Origin of the sequence: Lysinibacillus sp. A1 (assembly GCF_000801965.1) — a bacterium.
GTDB classification, from domain to species: domain Bacteria; phylum Bacillota; class Bacilli; order Bacillales_A; family Planococcaceae; genus Lysinibacillus; species Lysinibacillus fusiformis.
The window spans coordinates 72,462-97,676 of the sequence record NZ_JSZM01000007.1 but is presented as its reverse complement, the minus strand read 5'-3'; the positions used below and the strand labels follow the sequence as shown (position 1 = coordinate 97,676).

The window sequence follows — 25,215 nt, the reverse complement described above, 5'->3', positions numbered from 1 at the left end:
ACAGTGGGATTGGACTCCTCACTCAGTATGGATAGAAAAATTATTTTATTCTACGAAATAAAAAAAGTCAGCTACACAGACAAAAGCTGTATATACTGACTTTTTTATTCATTTATTTGTTGATAGATTGTTGAATAAGATTTGTTAAAACCTCAACACCCTTTTTCTCTAAATGAACACCATCTGGAGCGAAGTATTCTGGATGATTAAGGGCTGCCGCATGCCAGTCAATGAGTGTAATATTTTCATGTTCCTCTGACTTTTGGTGTAAAGACGCATTCACTTTCCCTTCCCATGAACGAGGCACACGTGTATTTACTAAATAAATATCTGCATTAGCAAATGCAGCTAGAAGTGTATCTATTTGGTCATTCGTAAAATAGCCATTTGTCCCTAATTGGATAATTATCGCATTATTAGATTGATTAAAACTCGCATAATTTGGTGCTAGCTTGACAGCTTGTGAAACTTGACGACCTATCTTCCCATCAATTGTAATGTTCGGAAAAACCTTATGTAAGCTCGTTGCTATATCGATCATAACAGAATCACCAATTGCTAGTATGTTTTGATAAGTATCCTCTTTCTCAGGTACAACATTTGTTTCGTTTTCTTCTGGCTTTGGTGTTTCTATATTTGGAACATCAGCTACTTCTTCCTCCTTACTAGGTGAAGGATTGTCGGTTGTTTTGTCCGGTTCTTTTATTGGATTAGCAGTAGGTTCATCACCATTAATTTTAATGGCAGTTGGATACGAATCCTTTGAACTTTGCTGGCCTTCTCCCACGACCCCTGTAATCCCTGTGAAAAATACAAGTAGGAAAAGTGGAACCATGACAGTAGATACTTTTCTTGAAAATGTGAGGCTTCCCCATTTCTTTTTATTGAATACGAAATATGTCCGATAATAGGCCCAGAACCCTTCTTTACGAATCGGCATTTCAATAAAGCGATAGGAGCATTCTGCAATCGTCACGATGAGTACTAGCTGAAGCGCAATTCGCCAATAGGAGGGGTTTCCAATTTCATGAATAGGTGTACCTAATACCATGACGGGGTAGTGCCAAAGATAAATACCGTAGGATCGAGAGCCAATCCAACATAGTGGTTTCCATGCAAGTATTCTTCCTAAAATACTAACTGGATGACAAACACAAGCAATTAATACGGCTGCATTCAAGCAAAATAGGAACATTCCTCCTCTATAAAGGAATGTTTGAAATTCATCCACATACATAATGCTGACAAGAAAAATAGTAAACGAAATAAAGCTAATAGCATTTAATTTCTTCATATGGCTTGTTGATAATTTTTGTGATGATAGTCTTTTCATTGGCCAAATAAGCGCTAACCAACAGCCAATTAATAATTCAAAACAGCGTGTGTCCGTTCCATAATATACACGACTCGGATCAGCACCTGGCTGGTAAAGTATCGCCATTAATAAGGCTGAGCAAATAGCTCCAAAGAAAACAATCTTTGCTAGTTTACTTTGTTTTTTTACAACATACAGTCCTATCATTAAAAGCACTGGCCAAATTACATAAAATTGTTCTTCAATGGCTAATGACCATAAATTCTTTAAGGGTGATGGAGAACCGAAACTATCAAAATAAGAAAGTTTATGAAAGATGAACCACCAATTACTTGAATAGAAAATAGAAGACAGTGCATCTCCACGTAATGTATGAAGGAGCTCTTTATGAAAGAGCATTGCCCAAACAAATGATGTAATAATCATAACGTAGGCAGCCGGTAGTAACCGTCTAAATCGCCCAATCCAAAATTTCTTTAGACTGACTGTTAATTGGTTTCCCTTTAAAGGTAACATGGTAGAGGTGATTAAATAGCCTGATAGTACAAAAAAGATATCAACTCCTAAAAAGCCACCTCTAGCCCAACTGAAGTTAAAATGATAAGCAATAACTGCTAATACAGCTAATGCTCGAATCCCGTCTAGTCCAGGAATGTAACGATGATTTAATGACTTGCCTGACATACTATTCCTTCCTTCAATAATCTATAAAACCTATTGTCAAGTAATGTGAAACCTTGATTGAAAACCATCCCCTCTCAAATGATTAGTTTGTTCACTTATATGTTTGACGTTTGAGAAACGATAAAAGTTTTAGAGAAATATTGAATGTCATTACTTTTCTAGTCTCTTATAAAATTCATTCTCTACATATGTATTTCTAAAAAGGCATTACCATAAATGGTAGATACTACAAAAGCTCTTTCACCCTGTTAGCATATGCCTTCATTCATTATAAAATCGTGAGCCAACTTGAAAATTATAAGGCAAGAATTGAGCAATGGAAAGCCCAATAATTAGATTTTTTTCTGGAAATTTTTATTATAATAAAATATCAAAAAGCGAGCCTTTAGGAGACTCACTTTTTGAATACTATGTTTATTTTTTTGAATCATTAACAAATGCCTTTGATATGGCTTTCCCGATTACCGCAATCGTTCGATTTACCTCTTCTTCTGTATTGCCAATCCCACCGATTTCAATAATCATCATTTGCTTTGCTAAATCTTGATTATATCTCCCATCGACACCATCTCCACTTTTGGAAATAACACCTTTTGATATTTTCGGAACGATGGCATTCAATGTGGAAGATAAACTTTCTGCATAAGCTGTATTCCAGCGGTAATTAGCATGCTCTGCCCCAACGACGATAGCGATTTTCGCATAGTTTTCCCCATTATATGAGATCGTTGTAAGATCATGTTTTAAGGAATCACGATGTAAATCTAGTATTAAATCATAATTATTGGTTTCTAAATGTTTACTAAGAAAAGGTCTTATTACATCATAGGATTGATGATAGCCCTTCCCCTGTGCTTGTAATTCCTTCATAGTATCTACATCAAGAATATCCGTCTTTAAACCATTGACATTAAAATGATTCACAATCTTATCCTTCAAGCTCATAATGTTGACCGTTTCATGAGAAGTCGCTACCTTACCACTCACAGCTTTCACCATCGGTTCGTATGCTTCATGCGTATGCGTAAATAATACTAACACCTTAAACGGATCTAAATCTGGTTCGGGCTCTTTCGTTTGTTCAAGTACATTCTGTTCTTCTAGATTAGTAGCGGCAAACACGACTTGTTTATCTTCAGGTTGTTTAATCGGAGTCGATGCTTGCTTGTTGAACGGAAGTTGCCCAGCAATGACAGGTAATACGAAAAAGAACAATAATATACCAAAAGACCATTGTAGTTTTTTTAGCAAAGTCACACCCTCCTCCCCATATCGTATGGAGGGGGGGTGTTATTTAGAACGTAAAAATTTTTCCTGATTTATGCATAATGTTAGCTAATTTTTATAAATCACTGGCCCAGTTCATCAGCATTGAAGCGACTAAATTTGCGTAGCGATCAATCCAATAATCCGCTTCTTTAGGCGTTACCATCAATTGTCTATGTGAGGCTGCAAAGGTTTCCTCAAACAATTGCTGACGTTCCTCTCTCGTCCATGTTGCCCATTCCCCGAAAATAGGTTCAACCAATGACATATCTAGCTCCTTGTCGATATTTGGCTGCCATGAGGATAATGATAGCTTCGATGAAGGATTACTACGTTCAGCTACGCGAGCCGCTATTGATCGCAGCATAACTTCTACCGCATCAGCAATTAAAACAGGCGCATCTACCACTGTCGGTATACCTATGGCTGTTACAGGAATGCCAAGCATTTCATAGGAGATTTCTTGCCTTTGATTCCCTACACCTGACCCTGGATGTATACCTGTATTCGTTAATTGAATCGTTTTGCAAAGTCGATTACTAGCTCTTGTCGCAAGCGCATCAACGACAATGACTAGTTTTGGCTTTAATCGCTCAGCAATTGCGGCTACAAACTCTCCCGTTTCATAGCCCGTTTGTCCAGTGACACCTGGGGCATACATAACAAATTTATCATCAATCACATCTAAACTATGCAAATGATCTATCAGATACGGACCAATTGCATCAGGTGTAATAGTGCGATTACCCAAACCAATAATTAAAATTTTATCGTCTTCTTGCCAGGAGAGCGATTCATGTAATTTTTTAAAATTCTCTAGCAATTCTTGCTCTAACTGTACAAATCCGTCCTGATCTTCTAATGTCAGTGTAGGAACAGAAAGGGTAATATATTGGCCTTCTTTTTTGCCAATTTGCTTCTCACCTTCACCATCCACTAGCACATCCGTAATTTTCACTCGTCCGGCTGTTCGGTCTTCAATTTGAACGCCACTCGATTGTTTAAGCTTTTCTTTTTGCTCTTTCGTTTGATGGACAACTACCTCTTCAGATTCATCGATTAAATCTGTCCGATACCAGTTAAAATTTTGCATACAAATCACCTCAAGCAGTAGTTTGTTCAAACTGTCAAGTAAATATTCTTTGCATTTATCTATTGCAATTTAGCCAAGCGTTTGTTAAAATGATTTTTGTTGTATTAACACAAGAAATCAATGAGAAGATATCATCTCGTACCTAATTTAGGAGGTGAAATATATGCCAAACATTAAATCTGCGATTAAACGCGTAAAAGTTAACGAAAAAGCTAACATTGCTAATTCTCAAGCTAAATCTGCTATGCGTACTACAGTGAAAAAAGCTGAAAACGCTGTTGCTGACAATGCTGAAAACAAACAAGAACTTTTACAAGCAGCTTTCAAATCATTAGATAAAGCAGCTTCAAAAGGACTTATCCACAAAAACGCGGCGGCTCGTAAAAAGTCTCGCCTTGCTAAAAAAGCGTAATTGTTTAAAGGATCAGATACTCTATTAAGAGTAGCTGGTCTTTTTAATTTTTATAGAAAACATAAAAGCTGTCCGCTATTGGACAGCTTTTGTATTAAAGTTGACGAAGTAAAAAGAGCTCCAAATAACGTTCGCGATTACCACCTGTTGATTTCAACTGTAAATCGACCTCCGCTAGTTGATATAATGCTCTCAGTAAGCTTTCTTCTGACGGTCGATTACGTTGCTCCGTCATTAATTTGACACGATACGGATGTATTTTTAGGTTTTTGGCGATTTGCTGCGGATGGTACCCTTTTTTCAATAAATAAAAAACATTCGACATCGTGCGAACATTGGATGCTAGTAGTCCAACAAGCATAATCGGCTCTTGTTTTTGTCGCAATAAATCATGATAAATCGACAAAGCGCTGACCGAATCATTAGCCAAATAGGCGTTGAGCATTTTAAAGGCGTCCTGCTCCAATGTTTTTGCCACTAAATCCTCCACTAGCGATACCGTAATTTCTCCGCCTTCACCAAGATAAAGGGTAAGCTTGTCTATTTCCATTTGTAATTGAAGCATGTTCGCCCCAACCATCGTCACAAGAAGCTCAATCGCATCCTGTGTAATGCTATTGCCCTGTGCCTTAACATTACTTTGAATCCAAACAGCTAAATCCTGCTCTTTAGGTGTTTCTGCTTCGACCAGTAATGCATGCTCTTTCATCATTTTTGTCACTTTTTTACGCTCATCTAACTTTTCATATGGAGCAATAAAAACGGTTACGGAAAAATCAGAAGGGTTGGACAACCATGTCTCCAGTCGTTTCACATCATGGTCAATCTTTTCTTTTCCTTTCTCTGTTGCCTTTAAAAACGAAGCACTTTTGGCAATAATGAGCTTTTGCGCAGAGAAAAAGGGAATGGTATCCGCTTCATCCATAACAGCATCAACAGGTACTTCATCTAAATCAAAAGTACTTATTTCCAGCTCATCTTCTGGTCCCATTGCTTCTTTTATACGCTTAATGGTTTCATCTATAAAATAGCTTTCTTCACCAACTAGTAGATATACTGGTGCCAGCTCACCTTTTTTTATTGTTTTCCAAACCGTTGAAATCATAATTTTCCCTCCATCTAGCAATACTATAAGTATACATGATTTTATCTGGATTGAGCAGGCTACAACCTTGATAGATGCCATACTTATATGGCGTTCATTTGGTAAGCCAATCCAAGATTACATTTCAGTCGAGCAATCACCAAGCTATCTTAGGTGTCCTGTAGTGAGTTTGACCGAATTGTGTCGATTCCTTGCCAGCCGGGGAATTCTCCTTTTCGATATAGCTTTTATGTACATGTTGTCTTATAATAAATAACAGAATTGGAGGGATAACAATGAATCCATTTGAAGGAAAAAACATACAATGTCGACGTAACGATGCAATCGATTCAGGTGTTGGTTTCGGTGTATCATTTGGCGTTTTCACACTAATGTTTATTATCGCGACAATAGTAGAGTTCGTATCACAGTAATCAGACTTAAATACGAAGGAAAAAGACCTTGATCATTGGACAAGGTCTTTTTCTTTTGCTGTGACTGTCAAACGATTCCCCCGAACACGTACTTCGATTGTGCCATCCACCCCCGTTGTCCAAGTAGCTAAATTACGATTGACAAATCGCTCAACTACCTCTTCATGTGGATGTCCATAACGATTTTGAAGCCCAGCACTGAAAACGGTGAATTGAGGTTGTAGGAGCTCTACAAATGATTCGATACTAGATGTTTTACTGCCATGATGACCAGCCTTCAGAAGGGTTATATTAGCTATCAGAGGTCCATAATGCATCATTAGCTGTTGTTCGCCATATTTCTCTAAATCACCTGTAAATAACGCTGTAAACGCCTTCTGTCGCATGTATAAAACAAGGGAGTCATCATTACCTTCGTAATAGGTATCATGAGGCCATAAATAAGAAAAGCTAGTCTCGCCTTTCTGCCATGAAGTGCCCTTCATCTTTTCTTTTATAGGAACGTTTTGCTTTTGGGCTTCCCTTAACAAATCCCTCATAATAGGCTGTCCCAACGAACCAGGTGTAACGTGAATTTCTTTCATCCCAATCTCTTGTAAAATTTCCTCGGCTCCTTCCACATGATCAGCGTCTGCATGCGAAACAATAAAAATATCAATGGTTCGTATTCCCTTCCCTTTCAGAAATGGGACTACCACTTGTTTCCCCACCTCGTAAACATTATTTGGCTTCTTCCATTGCTCTTGTTCAAAGCGTAAAAGGCCACCAGCATCAATGACATATACAGCCTCCCTAAATGGCAATTCAATCACAATGCAATCACCCTGCCCTACATTTAAAAACGTTATCTTTGTGTCACTATAAAGCATTGGATAAAAATGAATCCAGATCGCTGGGATGACTAAAACAACAATCGCATGCCCAAAACGTTTTGTTTCTAAGAAATAGAAACACGCGAGAACGCTTAGCATCGCTAAACAACAAAGCCAGATGGATGGTTTACCTGGTGACCATAATTGAAAAGGAAGTGCTTGTATTGAAAAAATGACATTCGTTAGCCCATTTCGCAGAGGCTCGTAGCCTGCAAATAAAAGGTTTGCTAATGGTAAGGAAATATACGTAAGAACTAGCGCTACAATATTAAAAGGTAAAATAAAGAAGGAAAACAATGGAACGAAGATAATATTGACAAAAAACGAGGAAATGGAAAGTTCATAAAAATGATGAAGTAATAATGGATAGACGAGTAGCTGACAGACGAATGTGACGAAAAAAGAACGGGATATCCAATTGCTAGTCTGTATAAAAATAAAACTAGAATGAACTAGACTAGCCGCTGCTAAATAGGACAGTTGGAAACCAATTTGAAAGATTACTCCCGGTTCAAGTAAAACAAACCCTATAAAGCTGATAGCAAGTGCATCATCGATTGACAGCGTCCATTTCAAATAACGGAGCAACATCATTAATTCTACGACTGAAACTGCACGCCATACAGACGGAGCACCCCCCGCAATGACCCCGTAGATCGGTAGTAAAATGAACAAGGCCACAGTCGCCATCTCTTTGCGAATACGTATGCGTAGTAAGCCTTCAAAAAATAACCATGACATCAGTGCTACATGTAAACCAGAGATAGCAAATAAATGAGTGATTCCTAGCTTTTGATAGGCTCGTTGTAGCTCATCATCCATTTGATCCTGTTCTCCAATGAGTAGGGCTTGAGCCTCCGCTACTAGTGTTTGGGGAAATGTCATTTCTATATGCCTTTTCATCTGTTGTCTCAGTTTAGCGAGAAATATGGTGGGGGAACTGCGCTTCTCCATAAAGGTCCAACTAGTGACTTCAACGATACCAGTTGCCCCCTTACTCGTTAAATAAGTTGACATGGAGAACGCGTAATCATGGGCTGATGGCGAAGGAGTCACAAGCTCACCTTTCGCAAGATACGTCATTCCTGCTATAGATGTATGTTCATAATTAACTTTTTCTTGTTCTGAGGAAAATGTATATACTACATATAACTTTTGACCATTTGTAGTTGTAGCAAATCCACGGAGCTTTTGGCCGCTTATTTTATAGTCGTTTGACCAAGTTAAAGGGAAAGAGGATGGCAGTGGGGAAGGTGCTGTTAATTGAATTGTCACAAAAAAAATATGCGATATTAATCCACCTATTAACACAATCATCGCTAAGAAACGTGACTCACCCTTTAAGATGAGCCACAGGGCTAAAAGAAGTACTAATACGAGTAGCCATGCCGACTTGTGAGCCGCTAAGGATGCCACAAGTACAGCGAGAGCTATATAAATCCATTTATGCCTTAAAGCTTTATACCAAATAGTGTACTCACCTTCTGTTCATAGGGAAGCAATTTTTCTGCTGGCAATCCGTTCTCGCGAAGCTCATGAAGCATCTCTGTATACAAGGCTAGTTTTTCATCTCGTAAAAAATCGATTTTCCGTTCATCAAATGGTACATGGACGACTGTCACACCTGCTTTTTCAAATAATTCTTGAGCATATGGATTATTTTTATAATCAGTTGCATAACAAACACGCTCAATGCCTGCTTGAATAATAGATTTTGTACAAGGGAGACATGGGAAATGAGTCACATATAAATCTGCACCTTTTGTTGGTGTGCCGTATTTAGCACACTGTAGCAACGCATTCATTTCAGCATGCACCGTACGCACACAATGGTTGTCCACCACATAGCAGCCATTTTCGATACAATGTTCATCACCCGTAATGGACCCATTATATCCCCCTGCTATAATCCTCTTATCGCGGACAACAGTCGCTCCTACCGCTAGTCTTGTACATGTACTACGCAATGCGAGTAAATGGCTTTGTGCCATAAAAAATTGATCCCAAGTAATTCGCTCCATATGACTACCTCCAAAATTTTGCCTTACAAGTTTTTCGATCTCGTTGCTTTTCTACTATAGTGTAGCCCTTTTGGAAAAGGGGCGTCAATATGTCATATGCTATTAGCTTTACTTAACTGTAATAGAATCCTTTAATTTCTCAAATGTTTTCTCACCAATACCACTAACATTCCTTAAGTCATCAATAGTTTGAAAGCGTCCGTTCTGCTCCCGATAACTAAGAATACTTTGAGCTTTTGAGGGGCCAATTCCTGGTAATGTGGCAAGAGTCTCCGTATCAGCGATATTGATATTAATTTTTTGATCCTTATTCTCGCTCTCTATAGGTGAAAAGAGTAGATTTGTAGATGCATCTTCAAGATGCTCACCCTTGATGGGAATATAAATGACCATTTCGTCCTGAACTTTTTGCGCATGATTAACAAGTTGCGTATCCGCATTCTCAATATAACCACCTGCAAGCTGAATGGCATCGATAATACGATTATCTGGCTGAAGCTCATAAACGCCGGGATACATAACAGCACCCTTTATATCAACAAATATCTGCTGCTGGACCGCCTCCTCCACAGTAGATGTCACTTGATTTATTTCTTCAATAGGTTGGATGGTTTCGATGAGCTCTTCTTGGGGAAGTGAAGAGTCAGAACTCGAAAAATAGAAGTAAAAAAACAGTCCACTGATTACTAGTACGCCAGGGATTAGCATACCTTTTTTGTACTTTTGCCATAAAGATTGCAACATAGTACCATCCTTTCAATGCAAAAGGTCATCATATGGAGGTACCCTCATCATACACTAACAAACCTGGAATGCAAACCTGAAAGCAGGGACGAAAAGCTCTCATTTGATCGCTCGATTGGTTATTTTTGTTCTATCCGTCACTTTTGCTGCCCTATCCGTCACTCTGACTCCATTATCCATCGCTTTCGGTTTATGAATCACTCTCGCTTTATCCGTCACTCTTGCTGTTCTATCCGTCATTCTGACTCCTCTTTATCCATCACCCTCGATGCTCTCTCCACCAGCTCTATAAAAAAAATCCACACTACCAATCGGCAGTGTGGTACTTTTCCATATCTATTTTACCGCACGGATGAAAATGCGTTCGCTTTCATATTCGGGTGCTTCGTCTGTAAAATCTGATGTTACTTCCACATCACTAAAGCCGATGTCGCGAAGCCAAGTCATATATTGTTCGATAGGAAACGTGCGTTGAATATGTTCCTCATCAAAGCGTTCATATAAATCACTTGTAGCATCACGCACATAAAAGGTCATTTGATGAATAATGGAATGCTCAAAGTCTCCAGGCTCAGTATGCCATACATAACTAATGTCTCCATCGTCATACGTAAATGGACCATCTAAAAAGATTTCAGTCATTTTAAATAGTGAATGGACATCAAAAAATAGCTGGCCCCCATCTCGTAATGCCTGATAGATCCGTTCTAACGTCGTATAGACTGCTTGCTCCTCTATAACATAATTCAGAGAATCAATGGCAATTGTGACCACATCTACTTCCTCAAAGCCATCGAGCTCATCCATGGACATACAATAAAACGGAGCCTCGTATCCTGTATCAGTAAAACGTTCAGTCGCAATGGAAAGCATTTCTTCTGATAAATCAACGCCGCTGACTTTGTAGCCAGCCTGTGCAAATAACAAGCTAAGCACACCAGTTCCACAACCAATATCCAATAGCTTTTTGTATTGGCCGCTAGGTGCATGCTGTACAACCCAATCTACATAAAGATTGTAAGGAATATCTGCTTGTAGCTCATCATAGACATGGGCGAAGCGTTCGTAACTACTCACTTAGGCCTCTGGCATGTCTAATTGTGGTGCATCGCCCCATAGACGCTCTAAATTATAATAAGCACGCTCATCTTTATGGAATACGTGTGCTACTACATCTCCTAGGTCTACTAGAACCCAACGAGCTCCATCAAAACCTTCGACACGGCGAATTTCATAGCCATCTTTTTCGGCTACATCCTGTAATTCGCGTGCAATTGCTTGCACCTGACGATCAGAGTTACCATGGGCAATGATAAAGTAATCTGCTAAAAGAGAAATTCCTTGCATATTTAAAACGACAATATCCTCACCATGTTTGTCGTCGATCGCTTTGTAAGCTGCTTGTAATAAAGTTGAAGTCATCCTTCACTATCCTCTCTGTTCATCATATCGTTATAACATTCTATTGATAACGGATAAATAGGCTGCCTTGTGTCGATTAAAAATGCCAATGTATGACGGACACATGCACTCATGGCCTTATCCAAATTTTTTTGCGCCTTTTTACGCAGACGATCCACACCATCAAATTGGCGATTTGGTTCAATCATATCTGCGACAAAAATAATTTTTTCTAAACGACTCATATTAGGTCGTCCTGTCGTATGGAAACGAATAGCATTCAACAGCTCATCATCTTTGATGCCGAATTCACTTTCTGCAATATATGCACCAACTGGGCCATGAAGTAGTTCACTGCCCCAGCCAATGAGACGTTCATCTAACTTTTCCGTTCGGACGATTTGCTCCATCCACTCTATTTCTGCATATTTAGCAATATCATGAAGGATTGCAGCTGTCTCAGCCTTTTTCTCATCCTCGCCGTACTTTCGTGCAAGATCGATGGCCGTTTCCATAACACCGATTGTATGAATGTAACGTTTTTCCGGCATTCTGGGCTTAATCGCCGCTAAATACTGTTCGCGTTCCATAAAGACCTTCCTCTCGTATGAACGACTCTACCGCTTCTGGTAGTAAAAGTGTCACCGTTCCTCCAGTTGCCAGGCGTTCACGAATCAGCGTGGACGATAAATCGATTTGAGGCACCTCCACCATGCATATAGGGTACTCTGTAATAGCGGCCGTTCCTGGACGCTTGACACCAACAAATTGGACAAGCTCTACTAAGTCATCTATACAATGCCATGTATGTAGCGAATCAATCATATCGCCACCGATAATAAAGTAGAATTTTACAGAAGGTTCCTTTCTACATAATGCCGAAAGTGTCTCATAGGAATAGGATACGCCACCCTTGTCTACCTCATACGACTCTACCGAAAAATTAGGAAATGGGCGAATTGCACGCTCCACCATTTCAAGTCGTTCCACATTACTGGCATCATACCGTGCATGCTTATGTGGCGGTATGGCATTCGGCATAAAGCGTATTTCATCGAGTTGCAACGCATGAAATACTTCATTTGCCATTAATAAATGCCCCATATGTGGAGGATTAAACGTACCTCCTAGTAAACCGACCCTTTTCATCGTCTCACCTTATTTCGTTGCTTTTGGTAATACAATCTTTTTTTGATTGCGTGATTCTTTATATAAAACAACTGTAAGGCCGATTAATTGGACAAGCTCTGCATGTGCACCTTTTGCAAGTGCTTCTGCCACTTCATGTTTATCCTCTTCACAATTATCTAAAATACGCACTTTAATTAGCTCACGTACTTCTAATGCCTCACGAATTTGCTTAGTCATTTCATCATTTACGCCACCTTTTCCCACTTGGAAAATTGGTGATAAATGGTGTGCTTCTGCACGTAAAAAACGTTTTTGTTTACCTGTTAACATAAAAATTAGTTTCCTCCTAATTGCGCCTTTAGCTGCGCAATCATTGAATTTGTATTTGGATAGTTGCCCAACCAGTGCTCAAAAGAGATGGCTCCTTGATGCACAAACATCCCTAAACCTGTCACAATTGTTGCCCCTTTTTCCTCAGCCGCTTGTAAAAAAGGCGTCATTAATGGATTATACACAATATCCGCAACAATTGCTCCTTTCTCAAGACGATTTAAGGAAAATGGCATTGAAAAATTGCCCGTAGCAAGACCTGCCGAAGTCATTTGCACAATGATGCTGAAATCAGCCAATGTCTCTTGCGCTTCCTTTAATGAAATGGCACGGCCAATACCCATTTCATCCACAATAGCTTGGGCATTGGCTACTGTACGATTGGTAATGGTCAAATCATTATAGCCTTGCTGCTGCATAGCAAATGCTATACCTCGAGCAGCGCCACCTGCACCAACAAGTAATATAGGCTTGTCTTTATGAGATGAACCTACTGCTTCTTCTAGTGAACGCACAAAGCCGACACCATCTGTATTAAAGCCTTTCAGCTTTCCGTCTGTTGTTCGTACAACTGTATTCACTGCACCCATTTTTTGCGCCAACTCATCTAGCTCATCTAAATAGGGAATGATTGCTGTTTTATGAGGAATTGTTACATTCCAGCCACTTGTCCCTAAAGTTTTCAAGCCAGCAACTGCTGACTCTAATTGCTCAGAAGATACGTGTATTGGAATATATGTCGCATCTATGGACATTTCCTCAAACCAAGCATTGTGCATGGCTGGTGATTTTGAATGTTCGATCGGATCACCAATAACTGCAAACCACTTCTTCATTTCCTAGTCCCTCTTCTCTCCTGCATCCTTCATCTTCTATATAAGTGATGGACGTATTGAAACTTGTACACCTTTAGGCGCGTATGCTGCTACTACGACATTGGCATGCTGTACAGTAATCCAACCTAGCCCAGAAAATACAACATCTGTTTTCGCTTCTTTGATGGAAAACTCATGGCGAACTAAAGGTGGAAGTTGGTCAATAAACTCTGCAGTCGGTGGTGCCAAAAGTTCTCCCTTATGTTCTACGTACAGCATTTCTGCCTTCTCAAGCTTTGTTCGGTGAATCGGTAAATCATTTGCCACATGGATGGTAAAGGCAGAACGGTCTCCTTGAATAAAATCAAATCTCGCCAATGCCCCAATAAATAAGGTTTGTCCCGCATTTTGTTGGTAGACTTTCGGCTTGATTTCTTTTTTAGGCATAATGTATTTTAATTCACTTGAATCAATATGATGGGCCATTTGATGGTGATTAATAATACCAGGCGTATCATATAATGCACTTCCATCATCCAATGGAATTTCAATCATATCTAATGTAGTACCTGGGAAATGGGATGTAGTAATAACCTCACCTTCTCCTGTTGCCTGCTTAATAATGCGGTTAATGAATGTGGATTTTCCTACATTGGTACAGCCCACAACATAAACATTTTGCCCTTGTCGATATTCATCAATGGCTTCCATGGCTTCGGCCATTCCCTTACCTTTATGGGCACTTACTAACAGCACATCAACAGGCTGAAGTCCTAACGCTTTTGCTTCGCGTTTTAACCAATTGATAACTTTTTTCGGTTTAACCGATTTCGGTAATAAATCAGCTTTATTCGCAATCAAAAGCACAGGATTCTTCCCTACAAAACGGTGTAGGCCAGGTAGCCAGCTCCCATTAAAATCAAAAATATCAACAATTTTTACGATTAAGCCTTGCTGTGTACCAAGGCCATTTAAAATGCGTAAAAAGTCGTCATCAGTTAATGACACTGGTTGAATTTCATTGTAATTTTTCAAACGGAAGCAACGTTGGCAAATGACCGCATCCTTTTCTAATGATGATGGGGGTGCATACCCAACTGCTGTTTTATCTTCTGTTTGAATTGTTGTACCACAGCCAATACAATTTGGCATTTCAATCATTCTTGTTCCTCCCAAGTTATAATTCCTTTTCGTTTCAAATCATTAAACACTCGACGTTCAATGAATCGATTCAGTTTTGTTACAAGGCCATCAGACTGTGCAACAGGTTTTACTAGCACTGTATGCAAGCCTAAGCGATTCGCACCCATTACATCTGTAAGAAGCTGATCGCCTACCATGACTACTTCATTAGGACGCAAGCCTAATTGAATAAGGGCATTATAAAAAGCATTTCGCAATGGCTTTTTTGCCTTATGAATATATGGAATACCTAAAGGCTCTGCGAAGCGTTTAACACGTGCCTCATTGTTATTAGACGCAATAATAACACGAATACCGGATTCCTTCATGATGCGCAGCCAGATAATCAGTTCCTCTGTTGCATCCTCACGATCCCATTCCACAAGGGTATTATCTAAATCTGTAATGATCCCTCTAATACCTAATTCTTGTAGTTTTTCAGGTGTAATTTCGAAAATATTCGTCACAAATTCGTTTGGTAATAAAAAATTATACAAAATAGCGACCCCTAATCTTAACGTATTATTCGACCATTATAGCATATTTGCAAAGGCTTCACCCATTCGAATTGGGTTGCCCTGAACAACATTTTCCGTAAACTCAATCGAATCCTTTTCGAACAGCATCACAACTGTTGAACCAAATGAGAAATAACCGACTTCCTGCCCTTTATACCAGTGAATTGTTCTATTCGTGAGCACAATGGAATTCACGAAGGTCGCACCCACTTTTATAAACGCTACTTGTTGATTATGTGCAGTTTTCAACTCTGTCACTAAACGGTAATTATGGGAAATTGGCTTTTTACCGTATGTAAGACCTACTTGATTCACAGGATAAGATTTCTGACCAAGCGTATACTGTCTTAGTACTTCCCCATCAATCGGGCTGTGAATACGGTGATAATCAGCAGGACTTAAATAAAAGACAATAAAATGGCCGTCTACATAGTTGGCTGCTCGCTCCGAATGACCAAGTAAATCCTCAAGTGCATATGGCTTACCCTTTACAAGGAAAGTCATATCCCATTCAATCCTTCCAAAGGATTCTACCTTTGCATCTACAGGACTTACATACACCATCGGATTTTTTTCAATCGGTCGTGCTTCTTCTAAAAGCTCTCTTGTAAAAAATTCATGTAAACTTGCAAATTGTTGTTGTTTTTTTGAAACTTCTTCAAGGTTTATATCGTATAACTTCATGTAGCTTGGAATTATACGTTTACTCCACTTAGCTTTCGCAATAGCTTGCAAAAGGTTGGAGGATTGCTTACCATTCGTTAGTTCTATCAAGCGTTGATATAGTTTTTCTTTCATTAGTAAAAACCCCTATCCATTAATTTAGACTGTCAATTTTTTCGCATTCGAAGTATAATGGTACAATATCTTAAGTGCAAAGGAGTGATCCCCCTTGTTTTTTTATCACAAGTTGGTGGATACCACGGTTAAGAAAATGAAATCGCACGCAGCTAACTTCATTACAATTAGTAATATGTCCTTTGGAGGCGCGGCTATAATGGCCACTTTACATGAATACTATAGCTATAGTGTCTTGTTTATCTTTATTGCAGCTCTACTTGATCGCTATGATGGTAAGGTAGCTAGAGCACTCGGACAAGTGTCTGAGTTAGGTAAACAATTAGATTCTATGAGTGATATTATATCATTTGGCGTGGCGCCTGCATTATTAATGTACGAAGTTGTTCTAGTTGATTTTGGTTTTGTCGGCATGATGATGGCCGTCCTGTTTATCGTTTGTGGTGCGATGCGATTAGCCCGCTTTAATATTAGTGAAGCAAATGGCTATTTCACAGGTTTACCTATTACAGCTGCTGGTACGTTCTTAACTTTAACGTATTTTGTAGCGACTACGTTCCATCCGGCCTTTTATCTTTTCCTTTTTCCAATTTTAGCTTTCCTCATGATTAGTACATTTACGTTAAAAAAAGTGTAACAGCACAATTGCTGTTGCACTTTTTTCATTTCCCACAGCTTTGAAACATATACTGTCGAAAAATGGGGAAAGGATGAAATCATTCAATGAGCGGAATTTTTACATCAATGTTGCAGTTATGGCTTGAGATCCCAGCGTTACTTGGCTATTTAAAGGGGCAAACATTCCATAAACCCTTTTCAAAAGAAGAGGAAGCTGCTTGTATTGAACGATTTTTAGGTGGCGACGAGCAAGCACGCCTGGACCTAATAGAACGCAATATGAGGCTCGTCGCGCACGTCGTAAAAAAATTCCATCCAAAACATGAACAACTAGATGATTATATTTCCATCGGGACGATCGGGCTAATGAAAGCAGTAGAAAGCTATACCCCGGACAAAAAAACAAGACTTGCCACATATGCAGCTCGATGTATTGAAAATGAAATTTTGATGCATCTACGCACACAGAAAAAAGTGCAGAAGGATGTCTCTTTATTTGAGCCAATCGGAACAGATAAAGATGGCAATGCGCTTCAAATTCGAGACTTACTCCAATGTGATGAAGAAAGTGCAACCGAGAAAATCGAACATAAAGAGCATGTGGCACAGCTATATCATTACTTGCATATGCTTGATGAACGAGAACTAGAAATTGTGACACTTCGCTATGGATTAAATCAACAAGATGCCCTCACGCAAAAGGAGATTGCAGCTCGCTTAAATATTTCTCGAAGTTATGTATCTCGGATTGAAAAACGGGCACTCATTAAACTCTATCAATTATACAAACGAGACCAAAAGTCAATTGAGTAATATATTGTAAAATGTTCACTAGGAAAATTCAATGTATCTTTGGCGGAGAATGTGCCGATTTTATGGCATAAAAAAAAGCCCTTTGCGACATTGTTATGTCGCAAAGGAACTTTTACATTTCATGAATGTGCTGATTCTGATAATTCTGCCGTAATCAATGTACCTATTAAAGTAGTGATAATCACTACACCTACTGTTAATAATAGCATCATGAATGCCTCCCATTCTAATATGAAGAGATTTATTACAGCTAGTGTAGCATTTATACTATTCAATCACTGTGATTTTTCTCACATTAGAAACAACACATTTTGACCGTTTTGTGTATTATAGTGAGGCGATTGCTTGTAAGACAACTTGTGTCGAGTGTTTTGCAGCAACTGGTAAAAACTCATCAAAGCTAATGTTTGACTCTTTACCTGCAATATCTGATAAAGCACGAATTACTACAAAAGGTGTAGCAAATTGATAACAAACTTGCGCAACCGCAGCCGCTTCCATTTCCACCGCTTTCATTTGAGGGAAATGATGACGAACTGCTTCTACACGCACAGGATCATTCATAAATGCATCCCCAGAGCAAATTAGACCAATACCGTATTGATGCTCTCCAACTGCCTTAACAGCTTCCTCTGCTACTTTCATTAATCGTTCATCTGATTTATAAGCTGCTGGCATGCCAGCCATTTGTCCAATTTCATAACCAAAAATTGTGACATCCACATCATGGTGACGGACTTCATCCGAAATGACTACAGCTCCCACCTCAAGGGCTTCGTCGTAACCACCTGCAGAGCCTGTATTAATCACAACATCGGGCTTAAACTCATGCAAAAGAATGGTTGTGGACATAGCCGCATTGACTTTACCAATACCACTTTTTAATAACACGACTTCCTTGCCTTCATATGTTCCTGTTGTATATTCACTACCTGCTATCGTTGTACTTTGTGCATTGCTTAAAGATGCTCGTAGTAATTCAACTTCCTGTTCCATTGCCCCAATTACTGCAATTTTCATGTAATGTTACTTCCCTTCTTTATCAACTCTATTAAAAATAATCAAAAGAGTGATTTTCGTCAATAGGCGCCTTCTAATGTATTCAGCTGTTCAAGCTTTACAGGCAACCATCCTTCATTATCCACCCATTCCATACTGACACGGTACATCTGTGTCTTATCTTTTGTTGAAACTGTGGCAATTGAAGAATTAGGACCACCATTATTTTGCATACGCCAAATAATCATATTATCTTGATTAATACCGGTTACACCTGTAACAGTTGCTACTTTTTCAGACCAGTCTACGGATGAAGAATCGTAGGATGATACATGCTGTCCCGTTTGAGTTGTAGGTGTTGGCTGCCAATTTTTATTTGTGATAACTTTCTCTACGTTTGGATTATCTGAAGTTGATTCTTCTGGCTCACCTTGTTCCTGTTGATTTTCTTCAGGTTGTGATCCATGCTCTTCCTCAGCTTGATCTTCTTCTACAGCCAGATCCTTTTCATCCTCTTTCACAGGCTCTTTATCTACTTCTTTGTTGTCATCTTTTTCCTCTTGAGCCGGTTCATCTTTCACTGTTTGTTCTGCATCATCTTGCCATTTAAACACATAAGTTGCTGTGATAATAATTAGTACAACTACTACACCAATTAAAACATTCAATAGTTTATCTAGCTTTTTATTACGAGATGGCTGCAAATGACGACTACTACGAGTTTGTCGTTCACTCATATTTCCTCCCCCTCTCTAGCAAATATTCTATCAAGTTCGACAGCACTTGCAAAACAATTATACTCATTAATTTATTTCGTGGCATTTCAGCCTGAAATATAAAAGCAGCTAGCCTCCCTGAATTAGAAAGACCAGCTGCTTGTCCACTTACATATTATTTAATTGAAACAATCTTAACTTTCATTTCGCCACCAGGTGTTTGAACAGCTACTTCTTCGCCTTCAGCGCGGCCAAGTAAGCCTTTCGCGATTGGTGATTCGTTTGAAATACGGAACTCCATTGGGTCTGCTTCAGCCGAACCTACAATTGTATAAGATTCTTCATCAGTTGATGGTTTACCATTAATAATTTCTACAAATGTAACCGTTTTCCCAAGTGATACCACACTGTTATCTGTCTCATCCTCAGAAATAATCACTGCATTGCGAATCATCGATTTTAAAGTTGAAATACGACCTTCTAAAAAGGCTTGTTCTTCTTTTGCTGAATCATACTCAGCATTCTCAGAAAGATCACCAAAATCACGAGCAATTTTTATACGTTCAACGATTTCTTTACGTGTTTCAGTTTCTAATTTCACTAATTCTTCTTCTAATTTTCGTTTTCCCTCAGCTGTCATAGGGTACTGTTTTTCATTTGCCAAAGTCCTTCACTCCTTGTTTCTTCAATATAAAAACATAAAACTCGACTAAATGCTTGGTAGGTGCATTTAATCGAATTTTATTATTTTTAAACGTTTTTCAAATTACGCTTTGACCTAATAGTATGCATGCTTTTTTTAAATATGCATGTAAATATTGTCAATACCACTCTATCTTATTACAATACGTTGTCGGTTTCAAGAATAGTTTTAATTTTCGTTACCATTAAATCAATCGCTACCTCATTATCCCCACCTTCAGGAATAATGATATCAGCATAACGTTTTGTAGGTTCAATAAATAAATTATGCATTGGTCGAACCGCTGATAAGTATTGATCGATAACTGAATCTGTTGTACGTCCACGTTCTTTAATATCACGCATAATACGACGAATAATTCGTAAATCAGAATCGGTATCTACAAATAATTTAATATCCATTAAATCACGCAGATCGGCATCTTCTAGCACGAGAATTCCTTCTAGAATAATAACATCTACCGGCTCAACATGGATCACTTCTGCTGCTCTAGTATGCTGCACATAATCGTAAACTGGCTTCTCGATTGGCTGTCGCACTAAAAGTTTTTTTATGTGCTGTATTAATAAATCATTATCGAATGCTAACGGATGATCGTAGTTTGTTCCTAATCGCTCTTCAAATGTTAAATGACTTTGATCTTTATAATAAAAGTCTTGTTCAATAACAACAACTGAATGCCCTCGGAAAACATCATAGATGGCGCGTGTCACACTCGTTTTACCTGAGCATGAGCCACCAGCGATACCGATAACAACAGGACGCTTCACTTCCATTAGTTATTCTCCTTTCGCATCATGTTATGCGGCATTAATGGTGTGTCACATTTAAATTTAACTATTTGTAATGGATGACGTGCTGCATCTAGGCTATTGCCATCTTCATCCCAAATTTCTCCCATTGTCAGACGGAAATTCTCGATTTCTGGACCAAAGAACTCTACTTCGTCACCAGGTTTAAAATAATTTCGTTGCTGCATCGTAACCATTTTTGTTTCTGGATCATGTTCTAAAATTAAACCAGCAAATTCATATGTTGTTTTTCGGCCATGAATACCAAACATTTGCTCCTCTGAGCCAGGTGCATCATGGAAAAATGCTTCAGCCGTATCACGGTTTGCACATTTATCTAGCTCCTCTAGCCATTCGCGTTTAATTTTAAAATTATCAGGATCAGCACAGTAAGCATCGATAACTTTGCGGTATACGGATACAACGGTTGCCACATAGTGAATCGATTTCATACGCCCTTCTACTTTTAATGAATCGATACCAAGCTCGATCATATGTGGAATCGCTTCGATTAATTTTAAATCTTTCGGACTCATAGCAAAAGATGCGTGATTATCATCAAACAGTGCTTTTTCTTCCCCATCTTCTAATTCATATAAATCATAATCCCAACGGCATGATTGGCAGCAACCGCCACGGTTAGAGTCACGAGCAGTCATATGGTTAGATAGAACGCAACGGCCAGAATAAGCAATACACATGGCGCCATGAACGAAGGCCTCGATTTCAATATCGACTTTTTCCTTCATCATTTTCATTTCTTCTCCGCCTACCTCACGTGCTAATACAACACGATGTAAGCCTTCTTCCTTCCAGTACTGCACTGCCTTCCAGTTGGACAATGACTGCTGTGTAGAAAGATGAATTTCAAGTTTAGGAGCAGCTGTACGACATGTTTCGATAATTAGTGGGTCCGCAACGATAATACCTGTCACACCTGCCGACTCGATATCTTTTAAATATCGCTCCAAGCCTGCCATATTTTCATTATGTGCAAATATATTTGTCGTTACATAAATTTTCGCACCATATTGATTAGCAAACTCTACCCCTTCACGCATTTCATCTATAGAGAAATTATCTGCATTGGAACGTAAACCAAACTCTCGTCCCCCAATAAATACAGCATCCGCTCCGTAATGCACGGCTACTTTTAATTTTTCTAAGCTACCCGCTGGGGCAAGTAGCTCTGGTTTTTTTGTAATGACACGTTTACCGTCGACAATGTCACGGATTTTGTCATTTTGTTCTAACGCTAATGCCATGTTATTGCCCCCTCTTAGTAAACAGTTTCCTTGAAGATAAAGCCTGTATCTAATGGTCTAATGGCTGGTTGAATATCTTCAATTTTTGCTAATAATTCATCTTTTATGTCATCATATGCTTCTTCGGATTCGTCAAAATATGCATCGATGGCTTTGCGATAGGCCTCAGTCACAGCTACCACATATTCTGGAGTTTGTAGCACACCCTCAATTTTTAGGGCATCGATGCCACCTTCGAATAATTCGCCAAGTTCATCAATAACACACATGTCATTAGGACTAAAAATATGTGTACCGTTTACATCTTCGTAAATTGGATATTTATTATTGCGCTCATCATCGTGTAGGAACATGTTACGATTTTCTTTACGATTTTCAATTTCCATCACTTTATCTTGATATAAGAAATAATGGCCAAGAAGCGGGCGTTTTGATTGGAACATACACGTCATACCATGTACTTGTACTTCAATTTCTAATTCCGCATTTTCTTTAATTTCTAAAACCTCATCAAGAGAAAGCTCACGTGCTAACACTGCCCGAGTCGCACCGCGTTTTCCCCAGTAATTAGCCGTAAACCAGTTTGTTGCAGTCGTCTCAGGATTCCAATGCAATGGAATTGTTACGCCTTGCTCACGACGAATAATTAATACTGCTGGGTCGCCATAAATTAAACGATCCACACCGATACGTTGCATTTCTGTTAAATAGTCGGCAAGTGCCTCCAGTTTTTCATTATGGAAAAGGCCATTCACTGCAACATAAACTTTTTTACCTGCCGCGTGAATGAGCTTCGTTGCCTCTTCCACCTCATCTACTGAGAATTCTCCTGCTAGACGTAGACCAAATTGTTGTTCACCAATAACAAAAGCATCCGCTCCAGCGTCTAAAAGTGCTTTAATATGTTCTAATGATTGTGGTGTCACAAGCAATTCTGGTTTTTTCATAGTAGTCACCTCTTCAAACATAGTAATAAACCGTCACCTACTGGTAAAAAAGCACTGGTGTAATCTGGGTGCTGCATTATCCATTCTGTGAAGTTTTTTAAATTGCGGATCATTGTGCGCTTTCGACGTGGGACATCCTTCAAATCTAGATCTGACAAGCCATGCATATACATATTGTCGATATACAAGACTCCGCCTGATTTTACGAGGGGCGCGTACTTTTCAAAGAATCGCTGATATTGTCCCTTTGCGGCATCGATAAATACTGCATCGAACTCTGTGTCAATGGCCTTATCCTCTACCTCTAAAGCGTCGCCTTCAATGACCTTAATTCGATCAGATACGGTTGACCGTTCAATATAGGCTTTAGCTTTTGTCACACGCTCTATATCGCGTTCAATCGTAACGATATGGACATTTGGTAAAGCTTCTGCCATGCGAATAGCAGAATAACCAATTGCCGTGCCAATTTCTAAAATTTTTTGCGGATTTTGAATGCGCAACAATTGATTTAAAGCATCAATACCTGCAAGTTGCATAATCGGTACATGATTCTCCTCCGCATATGCTTCCATTTCTAAAAGCAATTCATTACGTGGCTGTATAAATGATTGTATATATGCATCTGATAATTCCATTGTTCCACCCTCAATTAAAAGGCAACGTGCATGTAGCCGTTGTCCGTACTTCATCATTTATCAACAAAAAGAAAAAGACCAAACGTGATGTCTTGGTACTTTGCCATACAAAAATGAGCAATTGTTTTTGACATGCTCAAACAATTGCCACCACGCATATTTGTCCCGAATAAACGGATTGATCAAAAATCACACTTTATAATAGCATGAAAATAGAAGGAAAGCTATTTTTCTTTCCTTCTACTTCCTTTGTTTGCTCTATGCCATTTACTCTTTGCTAACGCTTATTCTTCTTTTCGTAAATATTTTTCTACTTTCTGTAAATGTTCATCATATGTTTTCGAGAAGTGGTTGACACCCTCTTTATCTGCTAAGAAATAGAAATAATCTGTTTGACTAGGGTTTAATGTCGCCTCAATAGAAGTCTTTCCAGCACCCGCAATTGGGCCTGGTGGTAGGCCTTTATTTTTGTAAGTATTATAGGCATTATCTACTTCTAGGTCTTCATACAGCACACGATCTTTATGATCACCAAGCGCATATAAAACAGTCGGGTCTGTTTGTAGTGGCATCCCTTCATCAATACGATTATAGAAGACACTTGCTATTGTCTCTCGATCTGTTTGAGCCGTAGCTTCTTCTTCCAATAATGATGCAAATGTTAACAGTTGGTGAACGGACATTTGTTTTTCCACTAAAACATCACTGTAATTTTTCACCACATTGTTCATAGCCCCTATCATTTCTTCAACAATCGCTTCTAGAGATGGTTTCTCCTCATAGTACGAGTAAGTTGCTGGATATAAATAGCCTTCTAAATCATAGCGAATATTGTCAGCTAACACTGCATCCGTTACGAGCTCAGGGTAGTTGGCCATCATTTGTTGAACAAATGTGTCACTCGTTACTAAATCCATAAATTCCTTTTGTGTATATGGCGTTTTCTTTTCAATAACTTTCCCAATTTGCTCAATTGTTAAGCCTTCAGGAATCGTCATTGTAAAGACAGGTTTTCGGTATACCTTCCCTGTTTTTAAGCTTTCAATAAGTTCATCAAATGTCATCGCTTGCGTTAAATCGTAATTCCCCGCTTGGAATTGAGACTCGTTTTTAAATTTTGCATAATATTTAAAAACACGTGCATCTTTAATAACACCTTTTTTCTCTAATAATGTAGAAATAGAACTTAAGCTAGAACCGATTGGTACTTCTACTGCAATTGCTTTTGTCGCGTCAGGATCTAGTGGTTTTAAAGCACCCTTAACATAATTGTACCCGAATAAACCGACAATCCCTATAACGAGGACAAAAACAATTGCCACAATGGCAACGATTTTTCTCACGATTTTTACCTCTGATTTTTTTTCCTGCATTTTTGAAAACATTTCTTGTTTTTTAGTACCGTTATCCACGGGTTTCCCCCCTATCACTATCCAATATCATACTAGAAATCAACTATCACGACAAACAGAAATCGACAATTCAGGAGAATTTGCATATATAAAAAAATCTGCTAGCTATTTATTCCAGCAGATTGTCTTGCTAAAAACTTTAATAGTATCACTTTACAATACTAACAGACCGTCATAATTGCTCTTCTAAGATGTTCGATTATTGTAATAGAA

At 38.8% G+C, this 25,215-nt stretch carries 29 protein-coding genes; 4 read left to right on the top strand and 25 right to left on the bottom strand.

The genetic code is table 11. From position 1 onward, the window contains the following. Window positions 1–112 precede the first annotated feature (112 nt). The 3 genes from PI85_RS05140 to gpr form a co-directional block, all read right to left on the bottom strand. Window positions 113–1,999 carry an acyltransferase family protein gene (locus PI85_RS05140; RefSeq protein WP_036127242.1) on the bottom strand — a complete coding sequence of 629 codons (1,887 nt, stop codon included), beginning with the start codon at window positions 1,997–1,999 and terminating at the stop codon, window positions 113–115. Between the two features lie 414 nt (window positions 2,000–2,413). Then, a complete protein-coding gene (gene spoIIP / locus PI85_RS05135) occupies window positions 2,414–3,256 on the bottom strand; it encodes a stage II sporulation protein P (RefSeq protein WP_225316126.1) in 843 nt (280 codons plus the stop codon). A gap of 85 nt (window positions 3,257–3,341) precedes the next feature. Beyond that, window positions 3,342–4,358: a GPR endopeptidase gene (gpr, locus tag PI85_RS05130; protein WP_008180896.1), complete on the bottom strand. Its 1,017-nt coding sequence runs from the start codon at window positions 4,356–4,358 to the stop codon at window positions 3,342–3,344. Between the two features lie 163 nt (window positions 4,359–4,521). Here gpr and rpsT point away from each other — a divergent pair, with 163 nt between their 5' ends. Further along, the gene (rpsT, locus tag PI85_RS05125) at window positions 4,522–4,770 is read left to right on the top strand and encodes a 30S ribosomal protein S20 (RefSeq protein WP_008180898.1); all 249 of its coding nucleotides are present in this window, start codon (window positions 4,522–4,524) and stop codon (window positions 4,768–4,770) included. A gap of 94 nt (window positions 4,771–4,864) precedes the next feature. Here the strand turns inward: rpsT and holA are convergent, their stop codons facing one another. Continuing rightward, complete coding sequence (gene holA / locus PI85_RS05120; protein WP_036127244.1) at window positions 4,865–5,875, bottom strand: DNA polymerase III subunit delta; 1,011 nt, start codon at window positions 5,873–5,875, stop codon at window positions 4,865–4,867. 275 nt (window positions 5,876–6,150) lie between these two features. On the opposite strand from holA, the gene PI85_RS23810 reads away from it, so the two are divergent. Next, window positions 6,151–6,288 carry a YqzM family protein gene (locus PI85_RS23810; protein WP_004226902.1) on the top strand — a complete coding sequence of 46 codons (138 nt, stop codon included), beginning with the start codon at window positions 6,151–6,153 and terminating at the stop codon, window positions 6,286–6,288. 32 nt (window positions 6,289–6,320) lie between these two features. On the opposite strand, the gene PI85_RS05110 is transcribed toward PI85_RS23810, so the two are convergent. From PI85_RS05110 to PI85_RS05055, 13 genes are all read right to left on the bottom strand, one after another. Next, window positions 6,321–8,576, bottom strand: a complete 2,256-nt coding sequence (locus PI85_RS05110) for a DNA internalization-related competence protein ComEC/Rec2 (protein WP_235318457.1) — start codon at window positions 8,574–8,576, stop codon at window positions 6,321–6,323. Window positions 8,577–8,611: 35 nt separating this feature from the next. Next, window positions 8,612–9,181 (bottom strand): ComE operon protein 2, encoded by a 570-nt coding sequence (locus PI85_RS05105; protein ID WP_036127246.1) that lies wholly within the window; start codon window positions 9,179–9,181, stop codon window positions 8,612–8,614. A 108-nt stretch (window positions 9,182–9,289) separates the two neighbouring features. Further along, complete coding sequence (locus PI85_RS05100; RefSeq protein WP_036127248.1) at window positions 9,290–9,925, bottom strand: helix-hairpin-helix domain-containing protein; 636 nt, start codon at window positions 9,923–9,925, stop codon at window positions 9,290–9,292. Window positions 9,926–10,024: 99 nt separating this feature from the next. Continuing rightward, window positions 10,025–10,165, bottom strand: coding sequence for a hypothetical protein (locus PI85_RS24600; RefSeq protein WP_191967668.1), 141 nt, complete (start codon window positions 10,163–10,165; stop codon window positions 10,025–10,027). 96 nt (window positions 10,166–10,261) lie between these two features. Beyond that, window positions 10,262–11,002 (bottom strand): class I SAM-dependent methyltransferase, encoded by a 741-nt coding sequence (locus PI85_RS05095; protein WP_036127249.1) that lies wholly within the window; start codon window positions 11,000–11,002, stop codon window positions 10,262–10,264. Beyond that, window positions 11,003–11,347, bottom strand: coding sequence for a ribosome silencing factor (gene rsfS / locus PI85_RS05090; RefSeq protein WP_008180916.1), 345 nt, complete (start codon window positions 11,345–11,347; stop codon window positions 11,003–11,005). Next, a complete protein-coding gene (gene yqeK / locus PI85_RS05085) occupies window positions 11,344–11,916 on the bottom strand; it encodes a bis(5'-nucleosyl)-tetraphosphatase (symmetrical) YqeK (RefSeq protein ID WP_036127250.1) in 573 nt (190 codons plus the stop codon). The genes rsfS and yqeK overlap by 4 nt, the downstream gene beginning before the upstream one ends. Further along, window positions 11,885–12,475, bottom strand: a complete 591-nt coding sequence (locus PI85_RS05080) for a nicotinate-nucleotide adenylyltransferase (protein WP_036127251.1) — start codon at window positions 12,473–12,475, stop codon at window positions 11,885–11,887. The genes yqeK and PI85_RS05080 overlap by 32 nt, the downstream gene beginning before the upstream one ends. Window positions 12,476–12,484: 9 nt before the next feature. Then, on the bottom strand, window positions 12,485–12,787 hold the full coding sequence (gene yhbY / locus PI85_RS05075; protein WP_008180921.1) for a ribosome assembly RNA-binding protein YhbY: 303 nt from the start codon (window positions 12,785–12,787) through the stop codon (window positions 12,485–12,487). A 5-nt stretch (window positions 12,788–12,792) separates the two neighbouring features. Continuing rightward, a complete protein-coding gene (aroE, locus tag PI85_RS05070) occupies window positions 12,793–13,623 on the bottom strand; it encodes a shikimate dehydrogenase (RefSeq protein WP_036127252.1) in 831 nt (276 codons plus the stop codon). A 36-nt stretch (window positions 13,624–13,659) separates the two neighbouring features. After that, the gene (gene yqeH / locus PI85_RS05065) at window positions 13,660–14,763 is read right to left on the bottom strand and encodes a ribosome biogenesis GTPase YqeH (RefSeq protein WP_036127253.1); all 1,104 of its coding nucleotides are present in this window, start codon (window positions 14,761–14,763) and stop codon (window positions 13,660–13,662) included. Continuing rightward, window positions 14,760–15,281 carry a YqeG family HAD IIIA-type phosphatase gene (locus tag PI85_RS05060; protein ID WP_036127255.1) on the bottom strand — a complete coding sequence of 174 codons (522 nt, stop codon included), beginning with the start codon at window positions 15,279–15,281 and terminating at the stop codon, window positions 14,760–14,762. The genes yqeH and PI85_RS05060 overlap by 4 nt, the downstream gene beginning before the upstream one ends. 36 nt (window positions 15,282–15,317) lie before the next feature. Continuing rightward, complete coding sequence (locus PI85_RS05055; protein ID WP_036127257.1) at window positions 15,318–16,100, bottom strand: phosphatidylserine decarboxylase; 783 nt, start codon at window positions 16,098–16,100, stop codon at window positions 15,318–15,320. A 136-nt stretch (window positions 16,101–16,236) separates the two neighbouring features. Here PI85_RS05055 and pssA point away from each other — a divergent pair, with 136 nt between their 5' ends. Both pssA and sigK read left to right on the top strand, forming a co-directional pair. After that, window positions 16,237–16,737 carry a CDP-diacylglycerol--serine O-phosphatidyltransferase gene (gene pssA / locus PI85_RS05050; RefSeq protein ID WP_008180930.1) on the top strand — a complete coding sequence of 167 codons (501 nt, stop codon included), beginning with the start codon at window positions 16,237–16,239 and terminating at the stop codon, window positions 16,735–16,737. Window positions 16,738–16,823: 86 nt separating this feature from the next. Then, complete coding sequence (gene sigK / locus PI85_RS05045; protein WP_008180932.1) at window positions 16,824–17,531, top strand: RNA polymerase sporulation sigma factor SigK; 708 nt, start codon at window positions 16,824–16,826, stop codon at window positions 17,529–17,531. A gap of 327 nt (window positions 17,532–17,858) precedes the next feature. Here sigK and mtnN read toward each other — a convergent pair whose 3' ends face one another. The 8 genes from mtnN to mltG all read right to left on the bottom strand — a co-directional run bounded on the left by mtnN (window position 17,859) and on the right by mltG (window position 25,002). Beyond that, window positions 17,859–18,551 carry a 5'-methylthioadenosine/S-adenosylhomocysteine nucleosidase gene (gene mtnN, locus PI85_RS05035; protein WP_036127262.1) on the bottom strand — a complete coding sequence of 231 codons (693 nt, stop codon included), beginning with the start codon at window positions 18,549–18,551 and terminating at the stop codon, window positions 17,859–17,861. A gap of 59 nt (window positions 18,552–18,610) precedes the next feature. Beyond that, window positions 18,611–19,267 carry a YrrS family protein gene (locus PI85_RS05030; RefSeq protein WP_036127264.1) on the bottom strand — a complete coding sequence of 219 codons (657 nt, stop codon included), beginning with the start codon at window positions 19,265–19,267 and terminating at the stop codon, window positions 18,611–18,613. A 154-nt stretch (window positions 19,268–19,421) separates the two neighbouring features. Beyond that, complete coding sequence (gene greA, locus PI85_RS05025; protein ID WP_008180941.1) at window positions 19,422–19,910, bottom strand: transcription elongation factor GreA; 489 nt, start codon at window positions 19,908–19,910, stop codon at window positions 19,422–19,424. Window positions 19,911–20,086: 176 nt separating this feature from the next. Then, complete coding sequence (gene udk / locus PI85_RS05020; RefSeq protein ID WP_025114351.1) at window positions 20,087–20,725, bottom strand: uridine kinase; 639 nt, start codon at window positions 20,723–20,725, stop codon at window positions 20,087–20,089. After that, on the bottom strand, window positions 20,725–22,005 hold the full coding sequence (locus tag PI85_RS05015; protein ID WP_008180945.1) for a U32 family peptidase: 1,281 nt from the start codon (window positions 22,003–22,005) through the stop codon (window positions 20,725–20,727). Before PI85_RS05015 ends, udk begins: the two co-directional genes overlap by 1 nt. 14 nt (window positions 22,006–22,019) lie before the next feature. Further along, entirely contained in the window at window positions 22,020–22,952 is a 933-nt protein-coding gene (locus PI85_RS05010) for a peptidase U32 family protein (RefSeq protein ID WP_036127266.1), read from the bottom strand. Window positions 22,953–22,957: 5 nt separating this feature from the next. Continuing rightward, complete coding sequence (locus tag PI85_RS05005) at window positions 22,958–23,590, bottom strand: O-methyltransferase (protein WP_036127267.1); 633 nt, start codon at window positions 23,588–23,590, stop codon at window positions 22,958–22,960. A gap of 284 nt (window positions 23,591–23,874) precedes the next feature. Continuing rightward, on the bottom strand, window positions 23,875–25,002 hold the full coding sequence (gene mltG, locus PI85_RS05000) for an endolytic transglycosylase MltG (protein WP_036127268.1): 1,128 nt from the start codon (window positions 25,000–25,002) through the stop codon (window positions 23,875–23,877). Window positions 25,003–25,215: the final 213 nt, after the last annotated feature.

Excerpts from the sequence above, each read along its gene's own strand:
- PI85_RS05005 (WP_036127267.1), bottom strand. The coding sequence starts at position 23,590 with ATGGAATTATCAGATGCATATATACAATCATTTATACAGCCACGTAAT.
- pssA (WP_008180930.1), top strand. The coding sequence starts at position 16,237 with ATGAAATCGCACGCAGCTAACTTCATTACAATTAGTAATATGTCCTTT.
- sigK (WP_008180932.1), top strand. The coding sequence starts at position 16,824 with ATGAGCGGAATTTTTACATCAATGTTGCAGTTATGGCTTGAGATCCCA.
- PI85_RS05105 (WP_036127246.1), bottom strand. The coding sequence starts at position 9,181 with ATGGAGCGAATTACTTGGGATCAATTTTTTATGGCACAAAGCCATTTA.
- PI85_RS05140 (WP_036127242.1), bottom strand. The coding sequence starts at position 1,999 with ATGTCAGGCAAGTCATTAAATCATCGTTACATTCCTGGACTAGACGGG.
- aroE (WP_036127252.1), bottom strand. The coding sequence starts at position 13,623 with ATGAAGAAGTGGTTTGCAGTTATTGGTGATCCGATCGAACATTCAAAA.
- PI85_RS24600 (WP_191967668.1), bottom strand. The coding sequence starts at position 10,165 with ATGACGGATAGAACAGCAAGAGTGACGGATAAAGCGAGAGTGATTCAT.
- holA (WP_036127244.1), bottom strand. The coding sequence starts at position 5,875 with ATGATTTCAACGGTTTGGAAAACAATAAAAAAAGGTGAGCTGGCACCA.
- PI85_RS05080 (WP_036127251.1), bottom strand. The coding sequence starts at position 12,475 with ATGAAAAGGGTCGGTTTACTAGGAGGTACGTTTAATCCTCCACATATG.
- rsfS (WP_008180916.1), bottom strand. The coding sequence starts at position 11,347 with ATGACTTCAACTTTATTACAAGCAGCTTACAAAGCGATCGACGACAAA.
- udk (WP_025114351.1), bottom strand. The coding sequence starts at position 20,725 with ATGGAAGTGAAGCGTCCTGTTGTTATCGGTATCGCTGGTGGCTCATGC.
- mtnN (WP_036127262.1), bottom strand. The coding sequence starts at position 18,551 with ATGAAAATTGCAGTAATTGGGGCAATGGAACAGGAAGTTGAATTACTA.
- rpsT (WP_008180898.1), top strand. The coding sequence starts at position 4,522 with ATGCCAAACATTAAATCTGCGATTAAACGCGTAAAAGTTAACGAAAAA.
- yqeH (WP_036127253.1), bottom strand. The coding sequence starts at position 14,763 with ATGATTGAAATGCCAAATTGTATTGGCTGTGGTACAACAATTCAAACA.
- yqeK (WP_036127250.1), bottom strand. The coding sequence starts at position 11,916 with ATGGAACGCGAACAGTATTTAGCGGCGATTAAGCCCAGAATGCCGGAA.
- PI85_RS05100 (WP_036127248.1), bottom strand. The coding sequence starts at position 9,925 with ATGTTGCAATCTTTATGGCAAAAGTACAAAAAAGGTATGCTAATCCCT.
- PI85_RS05030 (WP_036127264.1), bottom strand. The coding sequence starts at position 19,267 with ATGAGTGAACGACAAACTCGTAGTAGTCGTCATTTGCAGCCATCTCGT.
- PI85_RS23810 (WP_004226902.1), top strand. The coding sequence starts at position 6,151 with ATGAATCCATTTGAAGGAAAAAACATACAATGTCGACGTAACGATGCA.
- PI85_RS05015 (WP_008180945.1), bottom strand. The coding sequence starts at position 22,005 with ATGGCATTAGCGTTAGAACAAAATGACAAAATCCGTGACATTGTCGAC.
- PI85_RS05010 (WP_036127266.1), bottom strand. The coding sequence starts at position 22,952 with ATGAAAAAACCAGAATTGCTTGTGACACCACAATCATTAGAACATATT.
- gpr (WP_008180896.1), bottom strand. The coding sequence starts at position 4,358 with ATGCAAAATTTTAACTGGTATCGGACAGATTTAATCGATGAATCTGAA.
- yhbY (WP_008180921.1), bottom strand. The coding sequence starts at position 12,787 with ATGTTAACAGGTAAACAAAAACGTTTTTTACGTGCAGAAGCACACCAT.
- PI85_RS05055 (WP_036127257.1), bottom strand. The coding sequence starts at position 16,100 with ATGAAAGAAAAACTATATCAACGCTTGATAGAACTAACGAATGGTAAG.